The 23,373-nt window shown below is 68.2% G+C and carries 22 protein-coding genes, 1 tRNA gene and 1 other RNA gene; 11 read left to right on the top strand and 13 right to left on the bottom strand.

Annotated elements, in window-relative coordinates; translation table 11 throughout:
• Positions 1–16: 16 nt before the first annotated feature.
• Together QF046_RS01765 and QF046_RS01770 are read right to left on the bottom strand one after the other, a co-directional pair.
• Positions 17–1,267 carry an alpha/beta fold hydrolase gene (locus QF046_RS01765; protein WP_307365592.1) on the bottom strand — a complete coding sequence of 417 codons (1,251 nt, stop codon included), beginning with the start codon at positions 1,265–1,267 and terminating at the stop codon, positions 17–19.
• On the bottom strand, positions 1,267–3,264 hold the full coding sequence (locus QF046_RS01770) for a DUF262 domain-containing protein (protein ID WP_307372631.1): 1,998 nt from the start codon (positions 3,262–3,264) through the stop codon (positions 1,267–1,269). Before QF046_RS01770 ends, QF046_RS01765 begins: the two co-directional genes overlap by 1 nt.
• A 172-nt stretch (positions 3,265–3,436) precedes the next feature.
• Here QF046_RS01770 and QF046_RS01775 point away from each other — a divergent pair, with 172 nt between their 5' ends.
• The gene (locus QF046_RS01775) at positions 3,437–4,210 is read left to right on the top strand and encodes a hypothetical protein (protein WP_307372633.1); all 774 of its coding nucleotides are present in this window, start codon (positions 3,437–3,439) and stop codon (positions 4,208–4,210) included.
• 184 nt (positions 4,211–4,394) lie between these two features.
• Complete coding sequence (locus tag QF046_RS01780; RefSeq protein WP_307365594.1) at positions 4,395–4,898, top strand: DUF3145 domain-containing protein; 504 nt, start codon at positions 4,395–4,397, stop codon at positions 4,896–4,898.
• Between the two features lie 139 nt (positions 4,899–5,037).
• On the opposite strand, the gene QF046_RS01785 is transcribed toward QF046_RS01780, so the two are convergent.
• The 6 genes from QF046_RS01785 to aceE all read right to left on the bottom strand — a co-directional run bounded on the left by QF046_RS01785 (position 5,038) and on the right by aceE (position 12,638).
• Entirely contained in the window at positions 5,038–6,276 is a 1,239-nt protein-coding gene (locus QF046_RS01785) for a beta-ketoacyl synthase (protein ID WP_307365596.1), read from the bottom strand.
• A gap of 84 nt (positions 6,277–6,360) precedes the next feature.
• Positions 6,361–6,609, bottom strand: a complete 249-nt coding sequence (locus tag QF046_RS01790; RefSeq protein WP_193596127.1) for an acyl carrier protein — start codon at positions 6,607–6,609, stop codon at positions 6,361–6,363.
• A gap of 64 nt (positions 6,610–6,673) precedes the next feature.
• Positions 6,674–7,675, bottom strand: a complete 1,002-nt coding sequence (locus QF046_RS01795; protein WP_307365600.1) for a beta-ketoacyl-ACP synthase III — start codon at positions 7,673–7,675, stop codon at positions 6,674–6,676.
• Positions 7,672–8,592: an ACP S-malonyltransferase gene (locus QF046_RS01800; RefSeq protein WP_307365602.1), complete on the bottom strand. Its 921-nt coding sequence runs from the start codon at positions 8,590–8,592 to the stop codon at positions 7,672–7,674. Before QF046_RS01800 ends, QF046_RS01795 begins: the two co-directional genes overlap by 4 nt.
• Before the next feature lie 100 nt (positions 8,593–8,692).
• On the bottom strand, positions 8,693–9,883 hold the full coding sequence (locus QF046_RS01805) for a CdaR family transcriptional regulator (RefSeq protein ID WP_307372635.1): 1,191 nt from the start codon (positions 9,881–9,883) through the stop codon (positions 8,693–8,695).
• Between the two features lie 28 nt (positions 9,884–9,911).
• Positions 9,912–12,638, bottom strand: a complete 2,727-nt coding sequence (aceE, locus tag QF046_RS01810; RefSeq protein WP_307365604.1) for a pyruvate dehydrogenase (acetyl-transferring), homodimeric type — start codon at positions 12,636–12,638, stop codon at positions 9,912–9,914.
• A 154-nt stretch (positions 12,639–12,792) separates the two neighbouring features.
• On the opposite strand from aceE, the gene QF046_RS01815 reads away from it, so the two are divergent.
• Positions 12,793–12,865 (top strand) — tRNA-Val (locus QF046_RS01815).
• 17 nt (positions 12,866–12,882) lie between these two features.
• Here the strand turns inward: QF046_RS01815 and QF046_RS01820 are convergent.
• Complete coding sequence (locus QF046_RS01820; protein WP_307365607.1) at positions 12,883–13,089, bottom strand: CDGSH iron-sulfur domain-containing protein; 207 nt, start codon at positions 13,087–13,089, stop codon at positions 12,883–12,885.
• A complete protein-coding gene (locus QF046_RS01825; protein ID WP_307365609.1) occupies positions 13,086–14,126 on the bottom strand; it encodes an iron-containing redox enzyme family protein in 1,041 nt (346 codons plus the stop codon). The genes QF046_RS01820 and QF046_RS01825 overlap by 4 nt, the downstream gene beginning before the upstream one ends.
• A gap of 230 nt (positions 14,127–14,356) precedes the next feature.
• Here QF046_RS01825 and QF046_RS01830 point away from each other — a divergent pair, with 230 nt between their 5' ends.
• Positions 14,357–14,872, top strand: coding sequence for a MarR family winged helix-turn-helix transcriptional regulator (locus tag QF046_RS01830; RefSeq protein ID WP_307365611.1), 516 nt, complete (start codon positions 14,357–14,359; stop codon positions 14,870–14,872).
• 80 nt (positions 14,873–14,952) lie between these two features.
• Positions 14,953–15,585 (top strand): NAD(P)-dependent oxidoreductase, encoded by a 633-nt coding sequence (locus tag QF046_RS01835; RefSeq protein WP_307365613.1) that lies wholly within the window; start codon positions 14,953–14,955, stop codon positions 15,583–15,585.
• On the opposite strand, the gene QF046_RS01840 is transcribed toward QF046_RS01835, so the two are convergent.
• Positions 15,582–16,667 (bottom strand): acyltransferase, encoded by a 1,086-nt coding sequence (locus tag QF046_RS01840; protein ID WP_307365615.1) that lies wholly within the window; start codon positions 16,665–16,667, stop codon positions 15,582–15,584. The genes QF046_RS01835 and QF046_RS01840 overlap by 4 nt on opposite strands.
• Positions 16,668–16,713: 46 nt before the next feature.
• Positions 16,714–17,553 carry an aldo/keto reductase gene (locus tag QF046_RS01845; protein WP_307365617.1) on the bottom strand — a complete coding sequence of 280 codons (840 nt, stop codon included), beginning with the start codon at positions 17,551–17,553 and terminating at the stop codon, positions 16,714–16,716.
• Positions 17,554–17,635: 82 nt separating this feature from the next.
• On the opposite strand from QF046_RS01845, the gene QF046_RS01850 reads away from it, so the two are divergent.
• The 4 genes from QF046_RS01850 (at position 17,636) to rnpB (ending at position 20,922) form a co-directional block, all read left to right on the top strand.
• Positions 17,636–18,043 (top strand): YchJ family protein, encoded by a 408-nt coding sequence (locus QF046_RS01850; protein ID WP_307365620.1) that lies wholly within the window; start codon positions 17,636–17,638, stop codon positions 18,041–18,043.
• Between the two features lie 10 nt (positions 18,044–18,053).
• Complete coding sequence (locus tag QF046_RS01855; RefSeq protein WP_307365621.1) at positions 18,054–18,788, top strand: zinc ribbon domain-containing protein; 735 nt, start codon at positions 18,054–18,056, stop codon at positions 18,786–18,788.
• Positions 18,789–18,843: 55 nt separating this feature from the next.
• Positions 18,844–20,523: a bifunctional 3'-5' exonuclease/DNA polymerase gene (locus tag QF046_RS01860; RefSeq protein ID WP_307365624.1), complete on the top strand. Its 1,680-nt coding sequence runs from the start codon at positions 18,844–18,846 to the stop codon at positions 20,521–20,523.
• A 35-nt stretch (positions 20,524–20,558) separates the two neighbouring features.
• Positions 20,559–20,922, top strand: an RNA gene (gene rnpB / locus QF046_RS01865) — RNase P RNA component class A.
• A gap of 57 nt (positions 20,923–20,979) precedes the next feature.
• On the opposite strand, the gene ppgK is transcribed toward rnpB, so the two are convergent.
• Positions 20,980–21,726 (bottom strand): polyphosphate--glucose phosphotransferase, encoded by a 747-nt coding sequence (ppgK, locus tag QF046_RS01870; protein ID WP_307365626.1) that lies wholly within the window; start codon positions 21,724–21,726, stop codon positions 20,980–20,982.
• Positions 21,727–21,793: 67 nt separating this feature from the next.
• Between ppgK and QF046_RS01875 the strand changes: the two genes are divergently transcribed.
• Both QF046_RS01875 and QF046_RS01880 read left to right on the top strand, forming a co-directional pair.
• The gene (locus tag QF046_RS01875) at positions 21,794–22,024 is read left to right on the top strand and encodes an SPOR domain-containing protein (RefSeq protein WP_307365628.1); all 231 of its coding nucleotides are present in this window, start codon (positions 21,794–21,796) and stop codon (positions 22,022–22,024) included.
• 2 nt (positions 22,025–22,026) lie between these two features.
• Positions 22,027–23,364 (top strand): glutamine synthetase family protein, encoded by a 1,338-nt coding sequence (locus QF046_RS01880; protein WP_307365630.1) that lies wholly within the window; start codon positions 22,027–22,029, stop codon positions 23,362–23,364.
• Positions 23,365–23,373: the final 9 nt, after the last annotated feature.

A 23,373-nucleotide genomic window follows, 5' to 3' on the forward strand; every position in this document is an offset into this window, starting at 1 on the left:
CGCGCCGAATGACGGCTCAGCGCACGCGGCGGTCGTGCGCGAGATCGAGCAGGTGCTCGAGCACCGGGCCCGAGCGCAGCCCGTTGTGCTCGTGCTCGCTGGTGACCCACAGCCGCACGCCCGGCAGCAGGCGGGCGGTCTCGAGGGAGTACTCCACCGGCACGTAGGCGTCGTTGACGTACACCGCTGCGGCGCCACGGGCCTCGGATTCCAGCAGCGCGCCCCGGCCGTAGATGCGGGGCCATTCGTGTTCGGCCAGCGCGAGCGCGACGTCGCGCCACGGCCGGAAGGCGGGCACCGTCTGCGTCCACTCCTGCCGGATGTGCTCGCCGGTGAACAGCGACGCATCCTCGACGAAGTCCGCGGGCTCCACCCGTTCGGCCGACCAGCGCGTGGCGTGCCCGGAAGCGTAGCTGGATTCGTGGAAGGCGAAGTACAGCGGGTTCCGGCCGCCGAACGGCATCGCCGCCGCGAGGTCGTGCAGGAACGCGTTGGATGCCGGATCCTGCTCGAGGAGCGACCACACGGTCTGCCAGCCGTCGTTCGTGCCGAGAGCCGAGCCGATGGAGCGCAGGCGCGACGGCGAGACGACCTCGCCGTCGGGCAGGACGATCCCGCCGGAGGCGGCGAGATCGACGAGCGCTCGCACGCGATCGCGGTGCTCGGGGAAGCGCCGGTAGTAGCGCTCGGAGGCGTCGCGCATCTTGTCGTAGCAGAGCGCGTACACCTCGTCGGGGGTGCGATCGATGGTGCTGAGCCCGCCGGTGAAGTACACCCGGTCCAGGGACCCGGCGTCCGTGGACAGGTAAGCCAGAGTCGTGAAACCTCCGAACGACTGCCCCAGCACGTTCCAGGTCTCCGCACCGAGATGCTGGCGGAACGCCTCGGCATCGCGCACGATCGAGTCCGCGCGCAGATGCGTGAGGTGCTCGGCGACGGCATCCGATCCGCGTTCCAGATCGCGGTCGCCGACGGCCGTGGAGCGGCCTGTCCCGCGCTGGTCGAGCATGACGACGCGGTGCTCGGCCAGCGCCGCATCCAGCCACGCGGGAGACGACGACGAGCCGAACGCCCGAGGCGCCTCGTGACCCGGTCCGCCCTGCAGGAACAGCAGGTACGGCAGGTTCTCGCCGCCCTCTCTGCTGACGACCGCGGCGAACACGTCGATGGTGCGCGCATCGGAGGCATCGCCCCAGACCAGGGGGAGCGTCAGGGTGTGCTCCTCGATCGTGAGGCCCTGCATGCGTCGGATGGTCGTCGAGGTCATCACATCACGTTCCCTATGTAGGAGTACTTGACGAACACCTCGGCAGCGATGCCGGACTCCTCCAGCACCCCCTGCAGCGCCGTCATCATGTAGTTCGAATCCCACCCCATGTACAGGTGGCTGCCGTCGGCGAGCGTGTCCCACTGGCCCTTCCAAGCCATCGACTCGTACAGCGGCCCGCCGTGACGGGCGCTGTAGGCCAGGGCCGCGTCGCGGTCGTCGGTCCAGGCGCGACGGAACACCCGGTTGAAGAGCGCCTTGACGTCCTTCACCTCCCAGTGCTCCCCGCGGTACTCGCAGTAGTCGAACTCGCGATCCCAGCCGGCGGGCCAGCCACGGCGGCGCACGGCGTCGAGCACCGGGGTGAGACCGTCGTCGTCGATCTCGGTCATGATCGGGCGCGCCCAGATCCGCAGCAGGTGGGCGGTCAATCGCACGGTGCGCGCCGAGATCGCCGCGGTGCCCCAGGATTCGATCTCGGCGAGCTCGCGCGTCGCCGGCACCGTGCTGCGCGCGTACGCCTGCTCGCGCTTGTCGGGGAACGAGGCACCGAACACCCGCTCGGTGAGCGACTGCTCCAGCAGGGTGAGATTGCCCAGGGTCGGCGCCAGCGCACGGTGGCTGTTCTGCTCGTCCTCGGAGTACTCGCGCCAGGGGCGCTGTCCGTCGCCGCTCCAGCCCTCGCCGGGAGCGGCGGGGACGATGCTCTCGATGTCGAAGTCGGCCGTGTCATCGACGCCCTCGATGCGGCCCAGAACATAGGCGGGGTGGGGGAGCTCGCCGTACTTCAGCACAGCCTGGACGCGCTCGTCGGACGGAGTGATGCGCGAAATCGCCCGCATCAGCCGCTCGCGGCCCTGCTGCCAGGCACGGCACAGGCGTGCGATGAGGCGCTCGGTCGGCAGCCCGACGATGGCGCGGCGCAGGAACAGCGCCTGCACCCATTCGAGCACCTCGACCAGTTCGTCGCGCGTGATCGCGCCCCGACGGTGACCGCCGTAGGCGCTCATGACCAGGGGATACGTCGCCCGGCCGAAGGTGCTCAGGTGCTTCAGCTGCAGCCGGATCTCGGCATCCGATTCCCGCTCGGGATGCAGGAGGATGCCGTAGATCTCCGCGTTCTCGCGCCACACCGCTGCGTCGGCCCTCAGATGCGCGACATCCAGTCGCGGGAACGACGCCCGGAACGCGGCATACACGCCGTGCTCGCCGGAGACGTCGATCTCGCGTCCCGTGGTCATCATCAGATAGTGCCGCCAGAACGCGCCGATGCTCTCGCCGGTGTGCTCCTCGATCGGGATCCAGAACTGCTCCTCGATGCTGAGCTGCTCGGCGTGCGAGAGCCCCATCAGGATGTAGTTGTGGATCAGTTCGTGATCGCGCAGCGGCTGCCCCGTGGAGTTCAGGCTCTCGAAGATCTGCTGCGCGTTGGCGGAGGCGCCGAGCGTGATGGACACGTGCTCGAGCTTCTGCAGACCGCGCCAGATCAGCGGCACCTCGTCGGCGTGCACCTGGCTGCGGAAGAAGGCGTAGTTGTCGTCGAAGCGGGACTCCCGATCCGTGTCGTCCCGACGATCCAGCACGACCGACTCGAACAGGCCCGCCCAGGCGTCGTGCGGTCGCAGCTTCGTGCGTCCGGCGTCGTCGGCCCGCACCAGCACCTGCTCGAGCTCCGCGCCGAGGGCGGCATCCGTCGCGCGCACAGCGTGATGCAGGGCGGCGATCAGCAGCATGACGGTGGTGATGCGCTGCTGGCCGTCGATCAGGATCAGATCTCCACCGGAGGCGTCCTCGGCGGAGAGGATCGAGCCGATGAAGTGCCGGTGCGCGTCATCCTCGCCGGCGACGGCCCGCACATCGGAGAGCAGCTTCTCGCAGGCGCCGATGTCCCACCGGTACTGGCGCTGGTACACCGGGACGACGATGTTCGTCGTAGGGGCGGCGAGCCATTCGACGGTGCCTGTTGCGGTCGCTTCGACATTGGTCGCCGTTGCCATCACTGCGTGAATCCTCCGATCAGCGGACAGCGCGGAGCCGCCGGAACGAGTCTAGTCCGCGCGGATTTTCTCCGGTCGGACTCCGGGGCGTGTCCAGATGGCCGATGTAGGCTTGCCTAAGTAGGGCCTGTTAAAACGTGCTGGCCCATTACGAAAGGACATGACTCAGATCATGGGATACATCAAGTCCGAAGCCCTCGAGGACAAGGGATTCGTCATCCTCGACCGCTACGCCCAGGAGCTCGACCCCAAGGAGTGGCTGGACATCGAGTACAACGACTGGAAGTCCTCCGGCGACACCCGCTTCGCACCTCTGGCCAGCGCCAAGGGCGAGATCGAGTGCAATGGCTTCTGGAACCACAAGCCGCCGCGTACCGACAAGGACGGCGTCTGGATCGAGTCGCAGACGGCCAAGGCGCCGAACCTCACCCGTCGTGCCCAGGAGCCCGGCGCCAACGTCGGTCGCTGCCGCGTCATCGAGCTGCAGCCGACGCCCTATGGCGAGACCCTCTACAACCTCCACCAGGACGACAACAACCGTCTGAACCCGGACGGCACAGGCTGGGTCGTGCGCGGCTTCTTCAACCTGACCGACGACAAGGACAGCTTCTTCGTGCTGCGTGAGAACCGCACCGATCCGGAGGGCGAGGTCCGCATCGCCCTTCCCGCCGGCGCGCAGCTGATCATCGACACGCAGCGCCTGTGGCACGCCACCACGCACACCGGCACCGAGCCGCGGTACAACCTCATCACCTCGTGGACGTCGGGGCCCGAGCTGGACGCCTACATCGAGAAGTACCATGGCACCGATCAGCACGAGCAGTTCGAGGTCGCCCAGGATGTGCTCGAGCAGGGCTATGCGGAGCAGGCCCGCAAGGATGCCGCCCGTGCGGCCTACTACGCGGCCAAGGGCCAGCAGGCCAAGCTTGCGATGAGCGAAGCCTGACCCTCGAGCAACCCACTCGAACAGCGGCACCGGTCCTCGGATCGGTGCCGCTGTCGGTTCCAGGGGAATCACATGCTTGTGATTCCGCCGGAACTGAGCGATAATCGCCGTACAACCGCATAGTTCGCCGAGGTTCTTCGGATCAGGTCGTTGGGGAAGACGCACCTGATGAAACGGAGAGATCATGGCGACGGGATACGCACGCGGAGTGGTGTACATCCACTCCGCACCTCGCGCGCTCTGCCCGCACCTCGAATGGGCGGTGGGACGCGCTATCGGTCGAGCCGTCAACTTCGACTGGAGCGACCAGCCGGTCCAGCAGGGCACCCGGCGCGCCGAGTTCTACTGGGACGGTCCGGTCGGCACCGGTTCCGCTCTCGCGACCGCGATCCGCGGCTGGGAGCACCTCCGTTTCGAGGTCTCCGAGGACCCGACGGCGGGCAACGACGGCGGACGCTGGCTGCACACGCCCGACCTCGGCATTCACTACGCCCAGACGGACAGTGCCGGCAACATCGTGATCGGCGAGGACCGCATCCGCTACGCGATGGAGATCGCCGCGGGCAGCATGGTCGAACTGCAGCGCGAGCTGGACGTCGCGCTGGGCGCTGCATGGGATGACGAGCTCGAGCCGTTCCGCCACGCCGGAGACGATGCTCGTGTCGTCTGGCTGCACAAGGTCGGTTAGGCCGGCCCCCACCACTTGCGGGGAAGGCGTGAGTAACAGCATCCGGTGAGAATCTCCCGGAAGCCGAGAAACCGAATCCTCCGCATCACGAACGAAGCCCCCCGCGAAGACGCAGGGGGCTTCGTCGTGCGCAAGCGCTTCAGTCGACGCTGCGGAACGCGACGACGGCATTGTGTCCGCCGAAGCCGAACGAGTTGCTGATGCCGAGCAGGCTGCCCTCGCCCAATGGCTGGGACTGGCCGGACAGCTTGAACGGCACGGCCGGGTCGGGCTCGGTCATGTTGATGGTGGGAGGCGCGATGCGGTCGCGCAGTGCGAGCACCGTGTAGATCGCCTCGAGTGCGCCGGTGCCGCCGAGCAGGTGGCCGGTCGACGCCTTGGTGGCCGAGACCGGGATCTCGTCGATGCGGTCGCCGAAGACGCGCTTGAGCGCTTCGTACTCGTTGGGGTCGCCGACCGGGGTCGACGTCGCGTGCGCGTTGATGTGCGACACCTCGTCCGGCGAGGCTCCGGCCTGAGCCAGGGCGGCCTCGACGGCGCGGGCCGCGCCGCCGCCCTCGGGGTCGTTGCCGGTGATGTGGTACGCGTCGGCGGTCACGCCGCCGCCCACGAGGTAGGCGTAGATCTTCGCGCCGCGTGCCTTGGCGTGCTCCTCGGTCTCCAGGACCAGCGCAGCACCGCCCTCGCCCATTACGAAGCCGTCGCGGTCGATGGCGCCGGGGCGCGAGGCCGTGGCCGGGTCGTCGTTGCGACGCGAGAGCGCCTGGGCGGACGCGAAGGACGCCATGGTGATCGGGTGGATCGCGGATTCCGCGCCACCGGCGATGACCACATCGGCCAGACCGTCCTGCAGGTGCTCGTAGGCGTTCGCGATGGACTCGGTGCTGGAGGCGCACGCGCTGACCACGGTGCGGGCGAAGGCGCGCGCGTTGAACTGCAGCGACAGGTTGCCGGCGCCCGCGTTGGGCATGAGCATCGGGACCGTCAGCGGCATGACGCGGCGCGGACCCTTCTCGCGCAGCGTGTCCCAGGCATCCAGCAGCGTCCAGACGCCGCCGATGCCGGTGGCCCAGTCGATGCCGAGGCGCTCCGGGGCGACTTCGGGGGACCCGGCGTCTTCCCAGGCCTCACGCGCGGCGATCAGTGCGAACTGGGTCGAAGGGTCGAGGCGCTTCGCCTCGTGACGGGGCAGGACCTCCTCAGGGCGGACGATGGCCTCGGCGGCGAAGTGCACGGGGATCTGGTACTTCTCGATCCACTCGTGCGTCAGGGTGCGGGTGCCGGACATTCCGTCGAGCAGATTGGCCCAGTTCTCGGGTGCCGTGCCGCCCAGAGCGGACGTGGCGCCGATACCGGTGACGACGATGCGCTTGGTCATTGAAGGGTCCTTCGTGAGGAGGGGGAGGATTCAGGGAAGGAGGATGCCACGACCCGCGGTCGGCGGGCGTGGCATCCGCGGGTGTTACTCCTGGCCGGCGACGATGAAGTTGACGGCGTCCGCGACGGTCTTGAGGTTCTTGACCTCGTCATCGGGGATGGTGACGCCGAACTTCTCCTCGGCGTTGACGACGATCGTCATCATCGAGATGGAGTCGATGTCGAGGTCGTCGGTGAACGACTTCTCCATCGCGACCTCGGATGCGTCGATGCCGGTCTCGTCGGTGACCAGCTCGGCAAGTCCTGCGAGAACCTCGTCTGTGGTGAGAGCCATGATGTTTCCTCTTTCTCGGAATGGTTGGGAACCGCTGAACAGTCTAGGGAGGATGCGCGCCCGATCAGGGCAGCACGACCACCTGCGCGCCGAACACGAGTCCGGCGCCGAAGCCGATCTGCAGTGCGAGACCGCCGCTGAGCTCGGGGTGCTCTTCGAGCAGACGGTGGGTGGCGAGGGGGATCGAGGCTGCCGAGGTGTTGCCTGTGGTCTCGATATCACGGGCGATGGCGACCGTCTCGGGCAGCTTCAGCTGCTTGGCGAACTCGTCGATGATGCGCATGTTCGCCTGGTGAGGGATGAACGCGGCGAGGTCGGATGCCTCGATGCCGGCCACCTCGAGCGCCTGGCGGGCGACCTTGGCCATGTCCCAGACCGCCCAGCGGAACACCGTCTGGCCCTCCTGGCGGAGCGTGGGCCAGTTGGCGTCGCCGTCGCGGTAGTCGATGAGGGTCGAGTTCATGCCGACGGCGTGCGCCTTCGAGCCGTCGGAGCCCCACACGGTGGGCGCGATCGCGGGGAAGTCGCTCGGGCCGATCACCACGGCGCCCGCACCGTCGCCGAGCAGGAACGAGATGCTGCGGTCGGTGGGGTCCACGACATCCGACAGCTTCTCCGCGCCGATGACGAGCGCGTAGTGGGCGCTGCCGGTGCGGATCAGCGCGTCGGCCTGGGCGACGCCGTAGGCGAAGCCGGCGCACGCGGCGTTGGAGTCGTAGGCCGCGGCCGGGTTCGCACCCACGCGGTCGGCGACGACGGCGGCTGCCGACGGGGTCTGCTGCACGTTGCTGATGGTCGCGACGATCACCAGGTCGATATCGGCCGGGTCCACGCCGGACTTCTCGATGGCCTCCTGGGCGGCAGTCGTGGCGAGGTCGACGGCGAGGATGCCGGCGGATGCCCGGGTGCGGGTGATGATCCCCGTGCGCTGGCGGATCCACTCGTCGCTCGAGTCGATCGGCCCGACGAGATCCTCGTTGGGCACCGACAGGTCGCCGCGGGCGGCGCCGTAGCTGTAGATGCGCGTGTAGGGCACGCCCTGGGACTGCTTGAGAGTGGCGCTCACAGTGCTTCTCCATCCAGCAGCGCGACGGCTGCATCGAGGTCTTCGGGGGACTTCACGGCGACGTTCGGGACACCGGTCATGCCGCGCTTGGCGAGACCCACCAGAGCGCCGGCGGGGGCGACCTCGATGAACCCGGTGATGCCGGCCGCGACGAACGACTCCATGCACAGGTCCCAGCGGACAGGTGAGGACACCTGCGTCACGATGCGGTCCAGGGCATCCTGACCGTCGGTGACGACGGCGCCGTCGCGGTTGGACCACAGCGTGCGGTCGGGATCGCTGTGCGCGACCTCAGCGATCGCCGCGCGCAGCGACTCGACGGCGGGCGTCATGAACGAGGTGTGGAATGCGCCGGCGACCTGCAGGGGCATCACCCGGACGCCGTGCGGAGCGCTCTCGGCGAGCTTGGCGAGGTTCTCCAGCGCGCCTGCGGCGACGATCTGACCGGCCACGTTGTAGTTGGCCGGAGTGAGGTCGAGGTCGGCCAGCAGAGCGAGGACCTCGTCCTGCTCGCCGCGCAGAACCGCGCTCATACCCGTGGGGGTGTGAGCTGCGGCATCCGCCATCGCCCGACCGCGGATGCCGACGAGTCGCATCGCATCCTCGGAGCTGATGACACCAGCGCCGTTCAGTGCCGCCAGCTCGCCGACCGAGTGTCCGGCGAGGCCATCGGCGGTGCGCTGGGCGCGTGCGGCCAGCAGGTTCATGGCGATCATCGACGCGGCGACGATCAGCGGCTGCGCAATGCGCGTGTCGCGGATGGTGTCGGCATCCGACGTGGTGCCGTGCGCGATCAGATCGACCTCTGCGGCCTCCGAGTACGCGGCCAGCTGTTCGGCGACGCCGTCCAACTCGAGCCAGGGTGCGAGGAAACCGGGGGTCTGGGAGCCCTGTCCAGGGCAGGCGACGACGATCACCTGTCTATCTTGCCAACGATTCTCGAAACCCGGTGGATGAACCATCACAAGAATTCACGATTCGTTTGTGCGTGGCGGACAGTCGAACGTGGATCCGCGCTCAGCGTCGGCGCGGCTGCGGGCGGCGACGGGCCGTCTCCGCGGAGCCGATCGAGCCGAGGATCAGCGCCGTCTGCAGGATCAGCGCCTCGCGGGGGCCGGTGGCATCCCAGCCGATCACCTCGCTGACCCGCTTCAACCGGTAGCGCACCGTGTTCGGGTGCACGAACAGCTCGCGAGCTGTCGCCTCGAGGGAGCGGCCGTTGTCGAGGTAGCTCCACAGCGTGGTCACCAGGTCGGGCGAATGCGCCTGCAGCGGGCGGAAGATGCGCTCGATGAGCGTGACCTTCGCGAGCGTGTCGCCGGCGAGGGCGCGCTCGGGCAGCAGGTCATCCGCCTCCACCGGACGCGGAGCACCGCGCCAGGCGCGGGCCACGGCGAAGCCGGCCAACGCGGCGCGTGCGCTCTGACCGGCATCGATCAGCGCCGCGACGGGAGGTCCGAGCACCACGTAGCCGGGGCCGAAGGACTCCTCCAGTCGCTGGGCGATCTCGGCGAAGGGCAGCTCATCGCCCTCGATCTCCTTGCCAGGCACCCGTGCACGCCCGATCACGAGCACGAGTCGGGAGCCCTGCACCCCGATCAGGACGTCCACGGCCAGGCGGCGCGCCGTGCGGCGAACCTGATCGACGTCGAACTGCGGGGGTGTCGTGCCGACGAGAACGCAGACCTCGCCGTGCCCGTGCCAGCCGAGAGCCGCGATTCGGCTCGGCAGCTCCTCATCGGCCTCTCCGGTGAGGATGGAATCGACCACGAGTGCTTCGAGCCGGGCGTCCCACAGTCCGCGCGCCTCCGCGGCGCGCGCGTACACGTCGGCCGAGGCGAACGCGACATCCCGCGAGTACAGCAGAATCGCCTCGCGCAGATCGTCCCCGCGACCGGCGACGCGTTCCTCGGTCACCTCGACGGTGACCCGGATGAGCTGCAGGGTCTGCTGCAGGCTGACGCTGCGCAGCAGTTCACGTGGGGCGGCGGCGAAGATGTCCGCCGCGATCCACGGCGTCGACGTCGGATCCTCGTACCACTGGATGAACGAGGTGATGCCGGCCTGCGCCACCAGCCCGACGGAGCTCCGTCGGGCTGGTGGCATGTCGGCGTACCAGGGAAGGGTGTCCTCGAGGCGCTTGATGGTCACCGTCGCGATGTCACCGGAGATCCGGCGCAGCCAGGCGAGGGTCGCGGCCTTGTCCATGGCCTGCTTCGAGGATGCGGTCACAGGGTCAGCTCTCGCCGCCTGCGTTCCCGCTGGTGCCTGCGTTCACGTCGTGCAGCGCGTACTTCTGGATGGCCTGCGCGACGAGCGAACGCTCGATCTTTCCGTCGTCCGCCAGAGCCTGCAGCGTGCGCACCACCATGGACGGGCCGTCGATGTGGAAGAAGCGGCGAGCTGCGGCACGGGTGTCCGAGAAGCCGAAGCCGTCGGCGCCCAGCGTGTAGTAGCGGTTCGGGACCCACGGACGGATCTGGTCCTGCACGGCGTTCATGAAGTCGCTGACCGCGATGACCGGGCCCTCTGCGCTCTGCAGCTTCTGCGTGAGGTAGGCGGTGCGGGGCTCCTCCTCGGGGTGCAGGAAGTTGTGCTCGTCGACGGCAAGACCGTCGTTGCGCAGCTCGCCCCACGAGGTGACCGACCAGACATCCGCGCTCACGCCCCAGTCATCGCGCAGCAGGTTCTGCGCCTCGAGCGCCCACGGCACACCGACGCCCGAGGCGAACAGCTGCGCCTTGGGGCCCTCGCCCGTGGCGGGGGAGATGCGGTGCAGACCGCGGACGATGCCGTCCACGTCGACGTCCTCGGGCTCAGCGGGCTGCACGAGCGGCTCGTTGTAGACCGTGATGTAGTACATGACGTCCGGGTGCTCGTGCGTGCCGCCGTACATGCGCTCCAGCCCCGAGCGCATGATGTGTGCGATCTCGTAACCGTAGGCGGGGTCGTACGACACGGTGCCCGGGTTGGTCGACGCCAGCAGCGGCGAGTGGCCGTCTGCGTGCTGCAGGCCCTCACCGGTCAGCGTGGTGCGACCGGCGGTGGCACCGATCACGAAACCGCGTGCCATCTGGTCGCCTGCGGCCCAGAGTGCGTCACCGGTGCGCTGGTATCCGAACATCGAGTAGAAGATGTAGATCGGGATCAGCGGTTCGCCCTGAGTGGAGTACGAGGTGCCGGCTGCGGTGAACGCCGCGACAGCGCCGGCCTCGTTGATCCCGACGTGCACGATCTGGCCCTGAGGGCTCTCCTTGTACGCCAGGAGCAGCTCGCGGTCGACCGAGGTGTACTGCTGACCGTTCGGGTTGTAGATCTTCGCGGTCGGGAAGTACGCGTCGATGCCGAAGGTGCGGGCCTCGTCGGGGATGATCGGCACGATGCGGTTGCCGAAGTCCTTCGAGCGGAGCAGGTCCTTGAGCAGGCGGACGAACGCCATGGTGGTGGCGATCTCCTGCGTGCCGGAGCCCTTCTTCGGCAGCGCGTAGGTGGCGTCTTCCGGGAGGGTGATCGCGGTGTGCTTCGTGCGACGCTCCGGGATGAATCCGCCCAGCGCGCGGCGGCGATCCAGCATGTACTGGATCGTCTCGTCGCTCTCACCCGGGTGGTAGTAGGGAGGCAGGTACGGGTTCTCTTCGAGCTGCGCGTCCGTGATCGGGATCTGCATGGTGTCGCGGAACGTCTTCAGGTTGTCCAGCGTCATCTTCTTCATCTGGTGGGTCGCGTTGCGGCCCTCGAAGTGCGGACCCAGGCCGTAGCCCTTGACGGTCTTGGCGAGGATGACGGTGGGCTGGCCCTTGTGCTCCAGCGCGGCCTTGTACGCCGCGAACACCTTGCGGTAGTCGTGGCCGCCGCGACGCAGCTGCCAGATCTGCTCGTCGGTGTAGTCCTTCACCAGGGCGGCTGCGCGCTCGTCCTTGCCGAAGAAGTGCTCGCGGATGTACGCGCCGGACTCCGCCTTATAGGTCTGGTAGTCGCCGTCGGGCGTCGAGTTCATGATGTTCAGCAGGGCGCCGTCGGTGTCGCGGTCGAGCAGGTCGTCCCACTCCCGACCCCAGATGACCTTGATGACGTTCCAGCCTGCGCCGCGGAAGAACGACTCCAGCTCCTGGATGATCTTGCCGTTGCCTCGGACCGGACCGTCCAGACGCTGCAGGTTGCAGTTGATCACGAAGGTGAGGTTGTCCAGGCCCTCGTTCGCGGCGACCTGCAGCTGGCCACGGCTCTCGACCTCGTCCATCTCGCCGTCGCCGAGGAAGGCCCAGACGTGCTGATCGCTGGTGTCCTTGATGCCGCGGTTCGCCAGGTAGCGGTTGGACTGCGCCTGGTAGATCGCGTTGATCGGGCCGAGACCCATCGACACGGTCGGGAACTGCCAGTAATCCGGCATCGACTGGGGGTGCGGATACGACGGCAGCGCGTTGCCCGCGTGGGACTTCTCCTGGCGGAAGCCGTCCATGTCGGCCTCGCTCAGGCGTCCTTCGAGGAAGGATCGCGCGTAGATGCCGGGGGAGGCGTGGCCCTGGATGAAGATCTGGTCGCCGCCGCCCGGGTGGTTCTGCCCGCGGAAGAAGTGGTTGAAGCCGACCTCATAGAGCGAGGCCGCACCGGCGTAGGTGGAGATGTGACCGCCGACGCCGATGCCGGGGCGCTGCGCACGGTGCACCGTGATGGCCGCGTTCCAGCGGATCCAGTGCCGATAGCGGCGCTCGATCTCCTCGTCGCCGCCGAACTCCGGCTCGTTCTCCGGTGCGATCGTGTTGATGTAGTCCGTGGTCGGCACCATCGGCACGCCGAGGTGGAGATCCTTCGAGCGCTTCAGCAGGCTGAGCATGATCTCGCGGCCGCGGCCGTGTCCCTTTGCCTTCACCAGCTCGTCGAGGGACTGCTGCCACTCGCCGGTCTCCTCCGGATCGCTGTCGAGGGGGCCCTGAGAGTACGGATCCTGGTCGTGAACGGTCACGTGGAGCCTTTCGTCAAGCTGGCAGGTCTTGCCAAGGAAACGGGATGCGACGTGGGGGAGCCTTGTCTGCTCCGCACAACACGTGCTGTGTTCAGCCTATATCCGTTCGCGGGACGGATGCCGCAATCGCGTCCCGGTAGACTGGTGCGATCCAGGGCCTTTAGCTCAGCTGGTAGAGCGCCACGTTTACACCGTGGATGTCGTCGGTTCGATCCCGGCAGGGCCCACCTCAGAAGCAGCGTCCTCAGTCGTCTGTGCGGAAGCCCGCCGCCTTGTGGGTCCCGTCGCAGAACGGTTTGATCGTCGACAGGCCGCAGCGGCACAGGGCGACCGTCCGACGATGCCGGGGGATCGGGTCTCCATCGGCCGTTCGCAGCTCCACATCACCGCGCAGGATCAGGGGGCCGTCGGGATACGGCGTGAGGGTGGGCGCCTCGTGTCGAGCGCTCATGACAGCACCCCCGACCGGAGCGAGGACTCGCCCCGTTCCCATGCCGCCAGCATGTGCGCGGCCACGCGCCCGTCCACGGCCAGACAAGCGGCGGCGCCGAACATGATGTCGGCGAGCAGATCGGGGCGCTCGAATGCGAGGGAGCCGGCGAGGTCCCGCGCCGCGATCTGCTCGTGCACGGCATCCGCCTCGACGTGCTCGTCGAAGTAGTCCGTGACGTCGTCGCCGAACCCCAGCCGGCGCAGGCCGTCTCCGTACAGCCTGTTGGGTATCGACGAGGTCATCTCGAATGCGGCCAGGTGGCCCACGATCGCACCGATGAGCCTCCGGTTCAGCCCGAACATAGACATCATGTTGTGCGAGGCGAGCGTGACGGCGGGAACATCGTCGAGGTACGCACCGTACCTGTCGTCCAGTCCCGCTCCGCGAACCGCCTTGGCGAAGATCTCGGCGTGCACGCGGTCGGGGCGCCCGCCGCCGTACTCGTCGGACTGGATCTCGACGAGCGCCGCCTTCGGGATGCCGGACAGGCGGGGGATCGCCCAGGAATGCGGGTCGGCCTCGCGCAGCGTGTAGATCGAGCGCTGCATCAGGAACTCACGCAGCTGCGCCTCGGTCGCCTTCTTCGCGACGTAGCGCGACAGGCTCGGACCGGTGTCGGCCTGCACCAGATCGAACAGGGCCCTCGCGACAGCGTCGACCGTCGGATCGGGCAGCGGCGGAACGGCGACCGCATCGCGCAAAGACCGCTCGAACGCCCTCTCGAGCGTCGAGCGCGCGGCGATCAGCGCGGGGTCCCACTCCTTGTCGGGATCGAGGTTGTCGAGGGAGCCGTAGGCGGATGCGTACAGCAGGAACAGTGCCAGCTGCACGTCGTCGTCGGTCGCGACATCGTCGCACGCACCCACGGCCTCCGCAGCGAGACCTGACAGTTCAGGGCCGACGGATCCCGTGAGCGTCGCGAGCACGGCCTCGCTCAGCGGACCGCGGGCGGCGAGCAGGATCTCCGGATGGGGTGCGAGTGCGATGTCGGACATGGAATGGCTCCCGTCGTTCGATGAGTGTGCGAGAGTCTTGTCGGAAGAGTCCGGCTGGGGCAGGGTCTTGACCTTCCCCGCCGCTCGGGGTACCCCTCCGTCCTCGTGTGGCGCGCGAACGCAGGCAGATGAGTCGGGGGAGGTCTCCTCAACGTCGATCGCGGCAGCGCACTCCTGTGGTGCGGCATTCGAAGACGCCGAAGCCGTCAGCTATCATTACCAGTAGATGTGTGGTCGAACCGGCTGAGCCGGTTCCGGGCAGAGTCGAGGTCGACATGTACGGTGCGCTGGGCGGGAACCTCGGAGTGTCGCTGTTCATTCCGTATCGATATACCGAGGAGCGGATGTTCCAGGCCGTTCAGGATGCGGGTTTCAATGATTGGACCCTTGCGCAGTGCCGGGTGTTCCAGCGAGTGGAGCCGGGCGGATCCCGTCTCACGGATCTCGCCGTCCAGGCGCAGATGACCAAGCAGAGCGCGGGCGTGATGGTCGATCAGCTGGAGCGGTTGGGTTATGTCCGCCGGGTGCCCGATCCCACCGACGGGCGTGCGCGCCTGATCGAGATCCACGGGCGCGGAGTGGAGGCGGCGAAAGTGGCACAAGCGACCCTCGACCAGATCCTCGCGGAGTGGGAGTCCTATCTGGGAACCCGCAACTTCGACCTGCTGCAGCGGATCCTGGATCAACTGCGCGAGATCACCGACCCTCAGTCGGGTGCTGAAGCGCCGCAGCGTCGCATTGGGTAAATAGTCAGGATTCATGACTACTCTAGCTCCAGTCCTCACCGAACCCATGGTGAAGGACGTAGAGCAGAAAGCGACAAGTCATGAAGTTCCTCGTTCTCGGAGCAACCGGCCGCACCGGCGCCCTCTTCATCCGCAAGGCACTGGACCAGGGGCACCGAGTGACTGCTCTGGTGCGCAGGGCGGACGCCGCGATCGATTCGCGTGCCGACGTCGTCAGTGGTGATGTCACCGACGCCGCCCTGCTCGCAGAGGCTGCGGCAGGCCACGATGCGATCATCAGCGCACTCGGTGTCAGGAGCGCCAAGAAGACGCCCAGCCTCATCACCGACATGGTGCGCGCGGTCATCGACTCCGTGAAGGTCTCTGGAGTCGATCGTTTCGTATTGGTCTCCGCCTTTGGTGTGGGAGAGTCACTGGACAAGGCCTCGTTCCTCGTCAGTCCGCTGTTTCGCACCATGCTGCGCAGACCCTATGCCGACAAGGCCGCATCAGAGGTGCTCCTGAAGGCCAGCGATCTGCGCTGGACTCTGGAATACCCGGGCGCGCTGAACGACGGGAAGAGCACTCGCTACGACGCGGTCACTCTCGAGAAGGCGAAGAAGCTGCCACTGTTCCCCACGACCTCGCGCACGAACGTCGCCGAGTTCCTGCTCGACACCGCCGTGCAGGGCGGCTTCGTGCGTCAGACCGTCGTCGTCACCGACGCGCGCTAGGCATCTGTCTTCCGCGCCGGCCACAGCCGGCGGGGAAGCTCGAAGAGCAGGCTCACCGGCATCCGGCGACCGATCAGCGCGAACGCCGTGGACACGGCGACGGTGACGACGAAGATGATCACGAGTCCCACCCCGGGGTTCGAGATGCCGGCCTTCAAGGCGAGCCAGCCGAGGGCGGCGAACACCGGGTAGTGCGACACGTAGTAGATCAGCGAGTAGCGACCGACGAAGCGCGCCGGCGCGAGCCAGCGGGCGTCGGGGGCGATGGCGGTGAGTCTGACCAGGATCAGGATGCCGAGCATGGCGGGCAGCGCCGAGAGTGGCGCGTACCAGAGGGGCTCGATGAATCCGGAGTACAGCGCGACGCCGATCGGGATGATGGAGAGCCCGGCCGCGAGCGGCACGCTGAGCCACTTGGCGTACTGGTCCCAATGCTTCTCGATGAACGCTCCGAGGAAGAAGAACGGCATCAGGTAGAAGAAGCGCTGCAGCAGCTCCAGCTCCGGCGGGATCAGGAACATCACCACGAACGGCACGGCGATGAGCACCCAGGCCGGGATCCACCGGATCAGCAGCGCGATGATGTAGTACGCGAAGATGAACTGCATGAACCACAGGTAGGTGTTCCAGAAGCCGAACTCCCAGGGCATGTGCTCGTTCTGCCCGACGACCGCCTGCGAGCCCGCGTAGATCACCGTCCACACGATGATCGGCCACACGATGCGCCGCACCTTGCCCCACACGTACTTGCCCGCGGGAGCATGCAGGGAGCCCGCGACCAGCAGCCCGGAGAGCACCATCAGCATCGGCATCCGGAAGGGCGCGAAGAAGGAGCTCAGGAACTCGAAGAACCCGGGGACCTCGCCGATGCGGTACTCGACGATCTGGGTGCTGTGATGCAGGATCACGAGCAGGATCGACAGACCGCGAAGCAGATCCATCCAGCCGATCCGCCGGTCGTGGCGATCCAGCGCCCGACCGATGTCGGCACCGCCGCGGGCGGTCGCCCGTCGGGCGTCGGCGCGTGTCGTCGGCGTGGGCGACGCGGACGGCGTCGGGGCGGAATCGGTGTGCTCGGACATCCGGGTCAGTATACGAGGGGCATCCGGATGCGCCCCGCAGTGACGCTCACATCTCCTCGTGCGTCGCGGGATCTCCATCGAACAGCCGGCCGTCGGCGCGCCCGAGCGCGGTGATCGCCTCGACCTCCGCGTCATCCAGCGCGAAGGACGCCGCGTCGAGATTGGCCTGCTGATGCTCGGCCGACGATGCCTTCGGGATGGAGACCACGCCGCGAGCCGTGTGCCAGGCGAGCACCGCCTGTGCGGGCGTGATCGTGTGAGCGGCGGCGATCTCGACGATCACCGGTTCCGCCAGCAGCTCGCGGCCGCGGCCCAGCGGACTCCAGGCGACGGTGAGGATGCCGCGTTCGGCATGCAGGGCGACGGCATCCGTCTGCGGGAAGTACGGGTGCACCTCGATCTGGTTGACGACCGGACGCACGCCGCCGTCCGCCTCGATGCGATCGAGGTGCTCGGGCAGGAAGTTCGACACGCCGATCTGACGGACGATGCCGCGCTGCTGCGCCTCGATCAGCGCACGCCACGCCTCGGAGTAGCGGTCGTGGCTCGGGTTGGGCCAGTGGATGAGGTGCAGATCGGTGGCGTCCACGCCGAGCCGGAAGCGGCTCTCCTCGATGCTTGTACGGGCCCTGTCCCCGCCGTGATGACGACCGGGCAGCTTCGTCGTGACGGTGATCTGCGAACGCTCTACGCCGGATGCGGTGATGCCGGCCCCGACCGCGCCCTCGTTCTCGTAGTTGAACGCCGTGTCGATCAGGCGGTAGCCGAGATCGATACCGGCAGCGACGGCGGCGGCACCCGCTTCGCCGTTCAGACGGTACGTCCCCAGCCCGATGGCGGGCAGGGCGAAGCCGTTGTGGGCGGTGAACGGCGCGAGCGTCGACATGGTCCTCCTCCTGAGCGGTGTGCCGCCAGCCTACGCGCGCTCTGATCGGCTCACGAGTGCGCGCACCTGCCACGATGGAGGGATGACGAACCCCGTGCACCCCGCCGACGATCAGCGCTGCCCGTGCACGAGCGGCGACGTCTACGGCTCGTGCTGCGGACCGGTGATCTCCTCCGGGATCGCACCCACCGCGCTGCGGCTGATGCGCTCCCGCTTCACGGCGTTCGCGATCGGCGATGCCGACCACCTTCAGCGCACCTGGCATCCGTCCACCAGACCTGACGTGCTCGATCTCGACAACGAGGTGCGGTGGCTGCGACTCGACATCCCGGACACCGAGCGCGGCGGACCGTTCGACGTCGACGGGATCGTCGAGTTCGAGGCGTTCTACCGAGAGGACGGAGTGCGCGGCTCGATGCGCGAGCGCAGCCGCTTCGTCCGTGAGGACCGGGTGTGGTTCTACGTCGACGGTGTCACCGCCAGCAGATAGGTTTGAGAGCGTGAAAGCCACTCCCGAGAACCAGCGCACCCTGCTCGAGATCGCAGACCTCGACCGTCGCCTCCTGCAGAGCGATCGCGCGCGGACGCAGCCGTCGCAGGGCGCCCGAATCAATGAGCTCGCGGGGGTGCGCAAACAGCAGCTGGGCGAGCTCACCGCGCTGACCGGCGTGCTCGACGACGCCCGGGCGGACCTCAAGCGCATCGAATCGGACGTCGCGCTGGCCACCCAGCGTCGCGATCGCGACGGCGAGCGTCTGGCCACCGCGACCGACCCGAAGCAGGCTCAGGCTCTGGAGAACGAGATCGACAGCCTGACCCGGCGCATCTCGATGCTCGAGGACACCGAGCTGGAGATCATGGGGCGCGTGGAAGAGGCGCAGAACGACGTCGATGCGCAACAGGCGCTGCTGGATCAGACGCAGGCCGAAGGCGAGAAGCTGACCGCCGCGGCCAAGGCGGACATCGCGGCGGCCACCACTGAGGGCGAGCACCTGGTCCGGGACCGCGCCGCTCTGGCGGGCACCGTCGCCGCCGAGCTGCTGGCGGACTACGAGCGTCGCGCCTCCCGCGGCGGCATCGGCGTGGGGTTCCTGCGCGGTGGCGTGTGCGAGGGCTGCCGCATGGTGCTCTCGGGCACCGACATCACCGAGATCCGCAAGGCCGCCTCGGACGAGGTGCTCTCGTGCCCGGAGTGCGGCGCGATCCTCGTGCGCACCGAGGAATCGGGGCTGTGACCAGCCGGATGCCGTGACCGGGCCCGCCAGGCCCGCGCAGCCTCCGCATGCCGTCGTGGCGCGTCCCGGCGACGGTCACGGATGGCTGATCGCCGTCCTCGATTCGCCGTCCGACGAGCCGCTGCCCGAACGGGTCTCGGATGCCGCGTTTCCGGATCGCATGCGCGCTCTGGAGGACGAGCTCGCTCCGCGATGGACGGTCCGCACGCTGCGCAGCTTCTACCCGTCGCTGCTGGCCCACGGCATCCGTCTGCGCCGCGCGCACGATCTGGTGCTGTGCCATGCGATCCTTCGTGACACCGCGGCGCTCGCACGCCCGCTGCCGGCATCCGCCCTGTGGCTGCGCACCGACGAGACCGCCGAGACCATCGTGCAGCCCGGGTTGTTCGACGTCGATGCGGAATCCGCCGCCCGTGGCGGGGACTTCGATGAGGTGCTGGCGCAGTGGCGGGCACAGCTCGCAGCACTCGAGCATGCGCCCGACTCGCGACTGGAATTGCTGTGCGCCGCCGAGTCGACCGGCGCGCTGATCGCCGAGGAGATGACCGCGGCGGGACTGCCGTGGTCCCGGGCGGTCCACGAGCGCATCCTGGAATACTCCCTCGGCGCGCGGCCGCTGCGCGGGGCGAGGCCGGCGAAGATGGCCGCACTGGCGACGCAGATCTCCGATCACCTGAACGACGCCGAACTCAACCCCGACAGCCCGCCGCGGCTGCTGCGGGCGCTGCACCGGGTCGGCGTGTTCGTGGAGTCCACCTCGCGGTGGCAGCTCGCCGAGGTCGATCATCCGGTCGTCGCGCCGCTGCTGGAGTACAAGAAGCTCTCGCGGCTGTTCGCAGCGAACGGGTGGACGTGGCTGGACGACTGGGTGCAGGACGACCGCTTCCGTCCGATCTACCTCACCGGCGGCGTGGTGACCGGACGGTGGGCGTCATCGGGCGGCGGTGCGCTGCAGATCCCGCGGCAGCTGCGCCGCGCCGTGCACGCCGATCCGGGCTGGACGCTGGTCGGCGCGGACGTCGCGCAGCTGGAACCGCGGGTGCTGGCGGCCATGTCGCACGATTCGGCGATGGCGGACGCCGCACGCGGCGCGGACCTGTACGAGGGCGTCGTGCGCTCCGGTGCGGTGGGTACTCGTGAGGAGGCGAAGTACGCGGTGCTGGGCGCCATGTACGGTGCGACCACGGGGGAGAGCGGCCGGCTCGTACCGCGCCTGCGCACCGTCTACCCGCGCGCAATGGCGCTCGTCGACGCCGCCGCGCGCACCGGCGAGCAGGGCGGTGTCGTGAGCACGCTGCTCGGACGCAGCTCGCCGCGCCCCGACGACGCCTGGCGCAGCACCCAGTCGAGGGCCAGCGACCCCGGCGCCGGCGGTGCCGACGAGTCGCGGGCACGCAGCAGAGCGCGGGATCGGGGGCGGTTCACACGCAACTTCGTCGTGCAGGGGACCGCCGCCGAGTGGGCGCTGCTCTGGCTCGCCGAGATCCGGCATCGCCTGATGGCGCTGCCTCCGGCATCCGTCTCCGCTCCGGCATCCGGGCCCGTCTTCGGATCCGGTGCGCACCTGGCCATGTTCCTGCACGACGAGGTGATCGTGCACTGCCCGGTCGACCAGGCGGATGCCGTGGCCGCCGCCGTGCGCGACGCGGCCGCGGCCGCGACGGCGCGACTGTTCCCCGGATTCGACATCGACGTCCCGCTGGATCTGCACGTCAGCGAGGATGCGGGCAAGTGATCGGCTGCTGAGCGACGCTAGAATCAGAGGGCGAGCGGGTCGGCCGGACGGTCGCGTGGCGCGAGAGCGCACCGAGGAACGTCCGGGCTCCACAGGGCAGGGCGGTGGGTAACACCCACCCGGAGAGATCCGCGAGACAGTGCCACAGAGAGAAGACCGCCGTCGCCCTCGGGCGGCGGTAAGGGTGAAAGGGTGGTGTAAGAGACCACCGGGGGACATGGTGACATGTCCCGCCAGGTAAACCTCGCCCGGAGCAAGACCAGACAGAGGACGTTGACGCGGCCCGCCGAGTCCTCGGGTAGGTTGCTGGAGCGGCACGGCAACGTGTCGCCGAGAGAGATGGCCGTCAAGGGAGCGCAAGCTCCTGAACAGAACCCGGCGTACAGGCCGGCCCGCTCGCCCAGAACGCAGAAGGACCCGATCACCGCACGGTGACCGGGTCCTTCTCTGTCGGGATCAGCCCGCGGCGAGCGAGGCGGCACCGATGATGCCGGAGGCGTTGCGGTGCACGGCGGCCACGATCGGCGTCTTCAGCTCGAGCAGCGGCAGGAACTTCTCCGGTTGCTTTGAGACGCCGCCGCCGACCACGAACAGGTCGGGGCTGAACAGGAACTCGACGTGGCTGTAGAACTCCTGCAGGCGCGCCGACCAGTCCTCCCAGGACAGGCTCTCGCGTTCCATGGCGGAGTACGCCGTCCAGCGCTCGATCGACTCGCCCTCGCGGTTGAGGTGACCCAGCTCGGTGTTCGGGATCAGCACGCCGTCGTAGAGGAACGCGGAGCCGATGCCGGTGCCGAGCGTGGTGAGGATGGTCAGGCCCATGGCGTCGCGCGCCGCACCGTGGCGGGCTTCGGCGACGCCGGCGGCGTCCGCGTCGTTCACGAACGCGATGTGGCGGCCGAGGCCGTCCTCGAAGAACTTCTCGGCCTCGAAGTCGACCCAGTCCTTGGAGATGTTGGCCGCGGAGAGGGTCTTGCCGCGCTTGACGATGGCGGGGAACGCCACACCGAGTGGCAACTCCGAGTCGGTCACGTCCAGCGTCTCGAGCACCTCGCGGACGGTGTTCAGCACGTCGGCGGGACGTGCCCCCTTCGGGGTGTCGACGCGGATGCGCTCCGAATCGAGCGTGCCGTGCGCGAGGTTGACGATCGCTGCCTTGATGCCCGTGCCGCCGATGTCGACGCCGATTGCCTGCTGTGCCATGCCGAATAGCCTATCCAGGTCGGCGCGCACGATTAGGATCGTGACAGATCCCGACGAAGGAGCTGACATGTCCGACGGTGACGAGAAGTACTGGTTCAACCTCAGCACCCGCGAGGTGGAGCTCGGCATGCAGTCGGCTGCGGTCGATCGTGTCGGCCCGTTCGACACGGCCGAAGAGGCGGCGAGCGCTCCAGAGAAGCTCCGCGAGCGCTCTCGCGCGTGGGCGGATGACGATGCCGCCGACGATTCATGGGGAACGACGAGCCTGTCCGACGCGGGAGAAGACGAAGAGGTATGAGCATGGACAAGCAGCGAGACTTCGTGCTGCGCACCATCGAAGAGCGCGGCGTGAAGTTCGTGCGCCTCTGGTTCACGGATGTGATCGGGACGCTCAAGTCCGTGGCGATCGCGCCGGCCGAGGTGGAGGGGGCGTTCGCCGAGGGCATCGGCTTCGACGGCTCCGCCATCGAGGGGCTGTCGCGCAAGTTCGAATCCGACCTGCTGGCGCAGCCCGACCCGTCGACGTTCCAGATCCTGCCGTGGCGCGGCGAGGTCGACCCGACCGCGCGCATGTTCTGCGACCTGGCCACGCCCGACGGACGTCCCGCCGTCTCCGATCCGCGCAACGTCCTGCGCCGCACGCTCGAGAAGGCCGCCGATGCGGGCTTCACCTTCTACACCCACCCCGAGATCGAGTTCTACCTGCTGAAGTCCGCGCAGTTCGGTCCGGAGGGTCCGGTGCCGGTCGACAACGCAGGCTATTTCGACAACGTCCCGGGCGGGACCGCGCATGACTTCCGTCGCAGCGCCGTGCGGATGCTGGAGGACCTCGGCATCTCCGTCGAGTACAGCCACCACGAGGGCGGACCCGGCCAGAACGAGATCGACCTGCGGTACGCCGACGCGCTGACCACGGCCGACAACATCATGACCTTCCGCACCGTGGTCAAGGAGGTGGCGATCGAGCAGGGCGTTTACGCGACCTTCATGCCGAAGCCGCTGAACGACCACCCCGGCAGCGGCATGCACACCCACGTCTCCCTCTTCGAGGGCGACGTTAACGCCTTCTACGAGGCGGGCGCCGAGTATCAGCTCTCGCTCACCGGCCGCCGCTTCATCGCGGGCCTGCTGCGTCACGCCACCGAGATCGCCGCCGTGACGAACCAGTTCGTGAACTCGTACAAGCGGCTGTGGGGCGGTGACGAGGCGCCGAGCTTCGTGACCTGGGGCCACGCGAACCGCTCGGCTCTCGTGCGCGTGCCGATGTACAAGCCCAACAAGGGGCAGTCCACCCGGGTCGAGTACCGCGGCCTGGACTCGGCGACCAACCCGTACCTCGCGTACGCGCTCATGCTGGCAGCCGGCCTCAAGGGCATCGAGGAGGAGTACGACCTTCCCCCCGAGGCAGAGGACAACGTCTGGTCGTTGAGCGACTCCGAGCGCCGCGCTCTCGGCTACAAGCCGCTGCCCGCGAGCCTGGATCACGCTCTGGACATCATGCAGGAGTCCGAGCTGGTCGCCGAGACGCTGGGGGAGCAGGTCTTCAACTACGTGCTGCTCAACAAGCGCAAGGAGTGGGAGGCGTACCGAGGTCAGGTCACCCCGTACGAGTTGAAGAACAACCTCGGGCTGCTCTGAGTCGCAGCC

The sequence above is a fragment of the Microbacterium sp. W4I4 genome (assembly GCF_030816235.1).
Classification (GTDB): Bacteria; Actinomycetota; Actinomycetes; order Actinomycetales; family Microbacteriaceae; genus Microbacterium.

What these genes read in the sequence shown, in the direction of transcription:
- QF046_RS01820 (WP_307365607.1), bottom strand. Translation starts at nt 13,089, where the DNA reads ATGAGCGCTCGACACGAGGCGCCCACCCTCACGCCGTATCCCGACGGC.
- QF046_RS01825 (WP_307365609.1), bottom strand. Translation starts at nt 14,126, where the DNA reads ATGTCCGACATCGCACTCGCACCCCATCCGGAGATCCTGCTCGCCGCC.
- QF046_RS01805 (WP_307372635.1), bottom strand. Translation starts at nt 9,883, where the DNA reads ATGGACAAGGCCGCGACCCTCGCCTGGCTGCGCCGGATCTCCGGTGAC.
- QF046_RS01880 (WP_307365630.1), top strand. Translation starts at nt 22,027, where the DNA reads ATGGACAAGCAGCGAGACTTCGTGCTGCGCACCATCGAAGAGCGCGGC.
- QF046_RS01775 (WP_307372633.1), top strand. Translation starts at nt 3,437, where the DNA reads ATGGGATACATCAAGTCCGAAGCCCTCGAGGACAAGGGATTCGTCATC.
- QF046_RS01835 (WP_307365613.1), top strand. Translation starts at nt 14,953, where the DNA reads ATGAAGTTCCTCGTTCTCGGAGCAACCGGCCGCACCGGCGCCCTCTTC.
- QF046_RS01875 (WP_307365628.1), top strand. Translation starts at nt 21,794, where the DNA reads ATGTCCGACGGTGACGAGAAGTACTGGTTCAACCTCAGCACCCGCGAG.
- ppgK (WP_307365626.1), bottom strand. Translation starts at nt 21,726, where the DNA reads ATGGCACAGCAGGCAATCGGCGTCGACATCGGCGGCACGGGCATCAAG.
- QF046_RS01785 (WP_307365596.1), bottom strand. Translation starts at nt 6,276, where the DNA reads ATGACCAAGCGCATCGTCGTCACCGGTATCGGCGCCACGTCCGCTCTG.
- QF046_RS01765 (WP_307365592.1), bottom strand. Translation starts at nt 1,267, where the DNA reads ATGACCTCGACGACCATCCGACGCATGCAGGGCCTCACGATCGAGGAG.
- QF046_RS01840 (WP_307365615.1), bottom strand. Translation starts at nt 16,667, where the DNA reads ATGTCCGAGCACACCGATTCCGCCCCGACGCCGTCCGCGTCGCCCACG.
- QF046_RS01850 (WP_307365620.1), top strand. Translation starts at nt 17,636, where the DNA reads ATGACGAACCCCGTGCACCCCGCCGACGATCAGCGCTGCCCGTGCACG.
- QF046_RS01780 (WP_307365594.1), top strand. Translation starts at nt 4,395, where the DNA reads ATGGCGACGGGATACGCACGCGGAGTGGTGTACATCCACTCCGCACCT.
- QF046_RS01770 (WP_307372631.1), bottom strand. Translation starts at nt 3,264, where the DNA reads ATGGCAACGGCGACCAATGTCGAAGCGACCGCAACAGGCACCGTCGAA.
- QF046_RS01790 (WP_193596127.1), bottom strand. Translation starts at nt 6,609, where the DNA reads ATGGCTCTCACCACAGACGAGGTTCTCGCAGGACTTGCCGAGCTGGTC.
- QF046_RS01845 (WP_307365617.1), bottom strand. Translation starts at nt 17,553, where the DNA reads ATGTCGACGCTCGCGCCGTTCACCGCCCACAACGGCTTCGCCCTGCCC.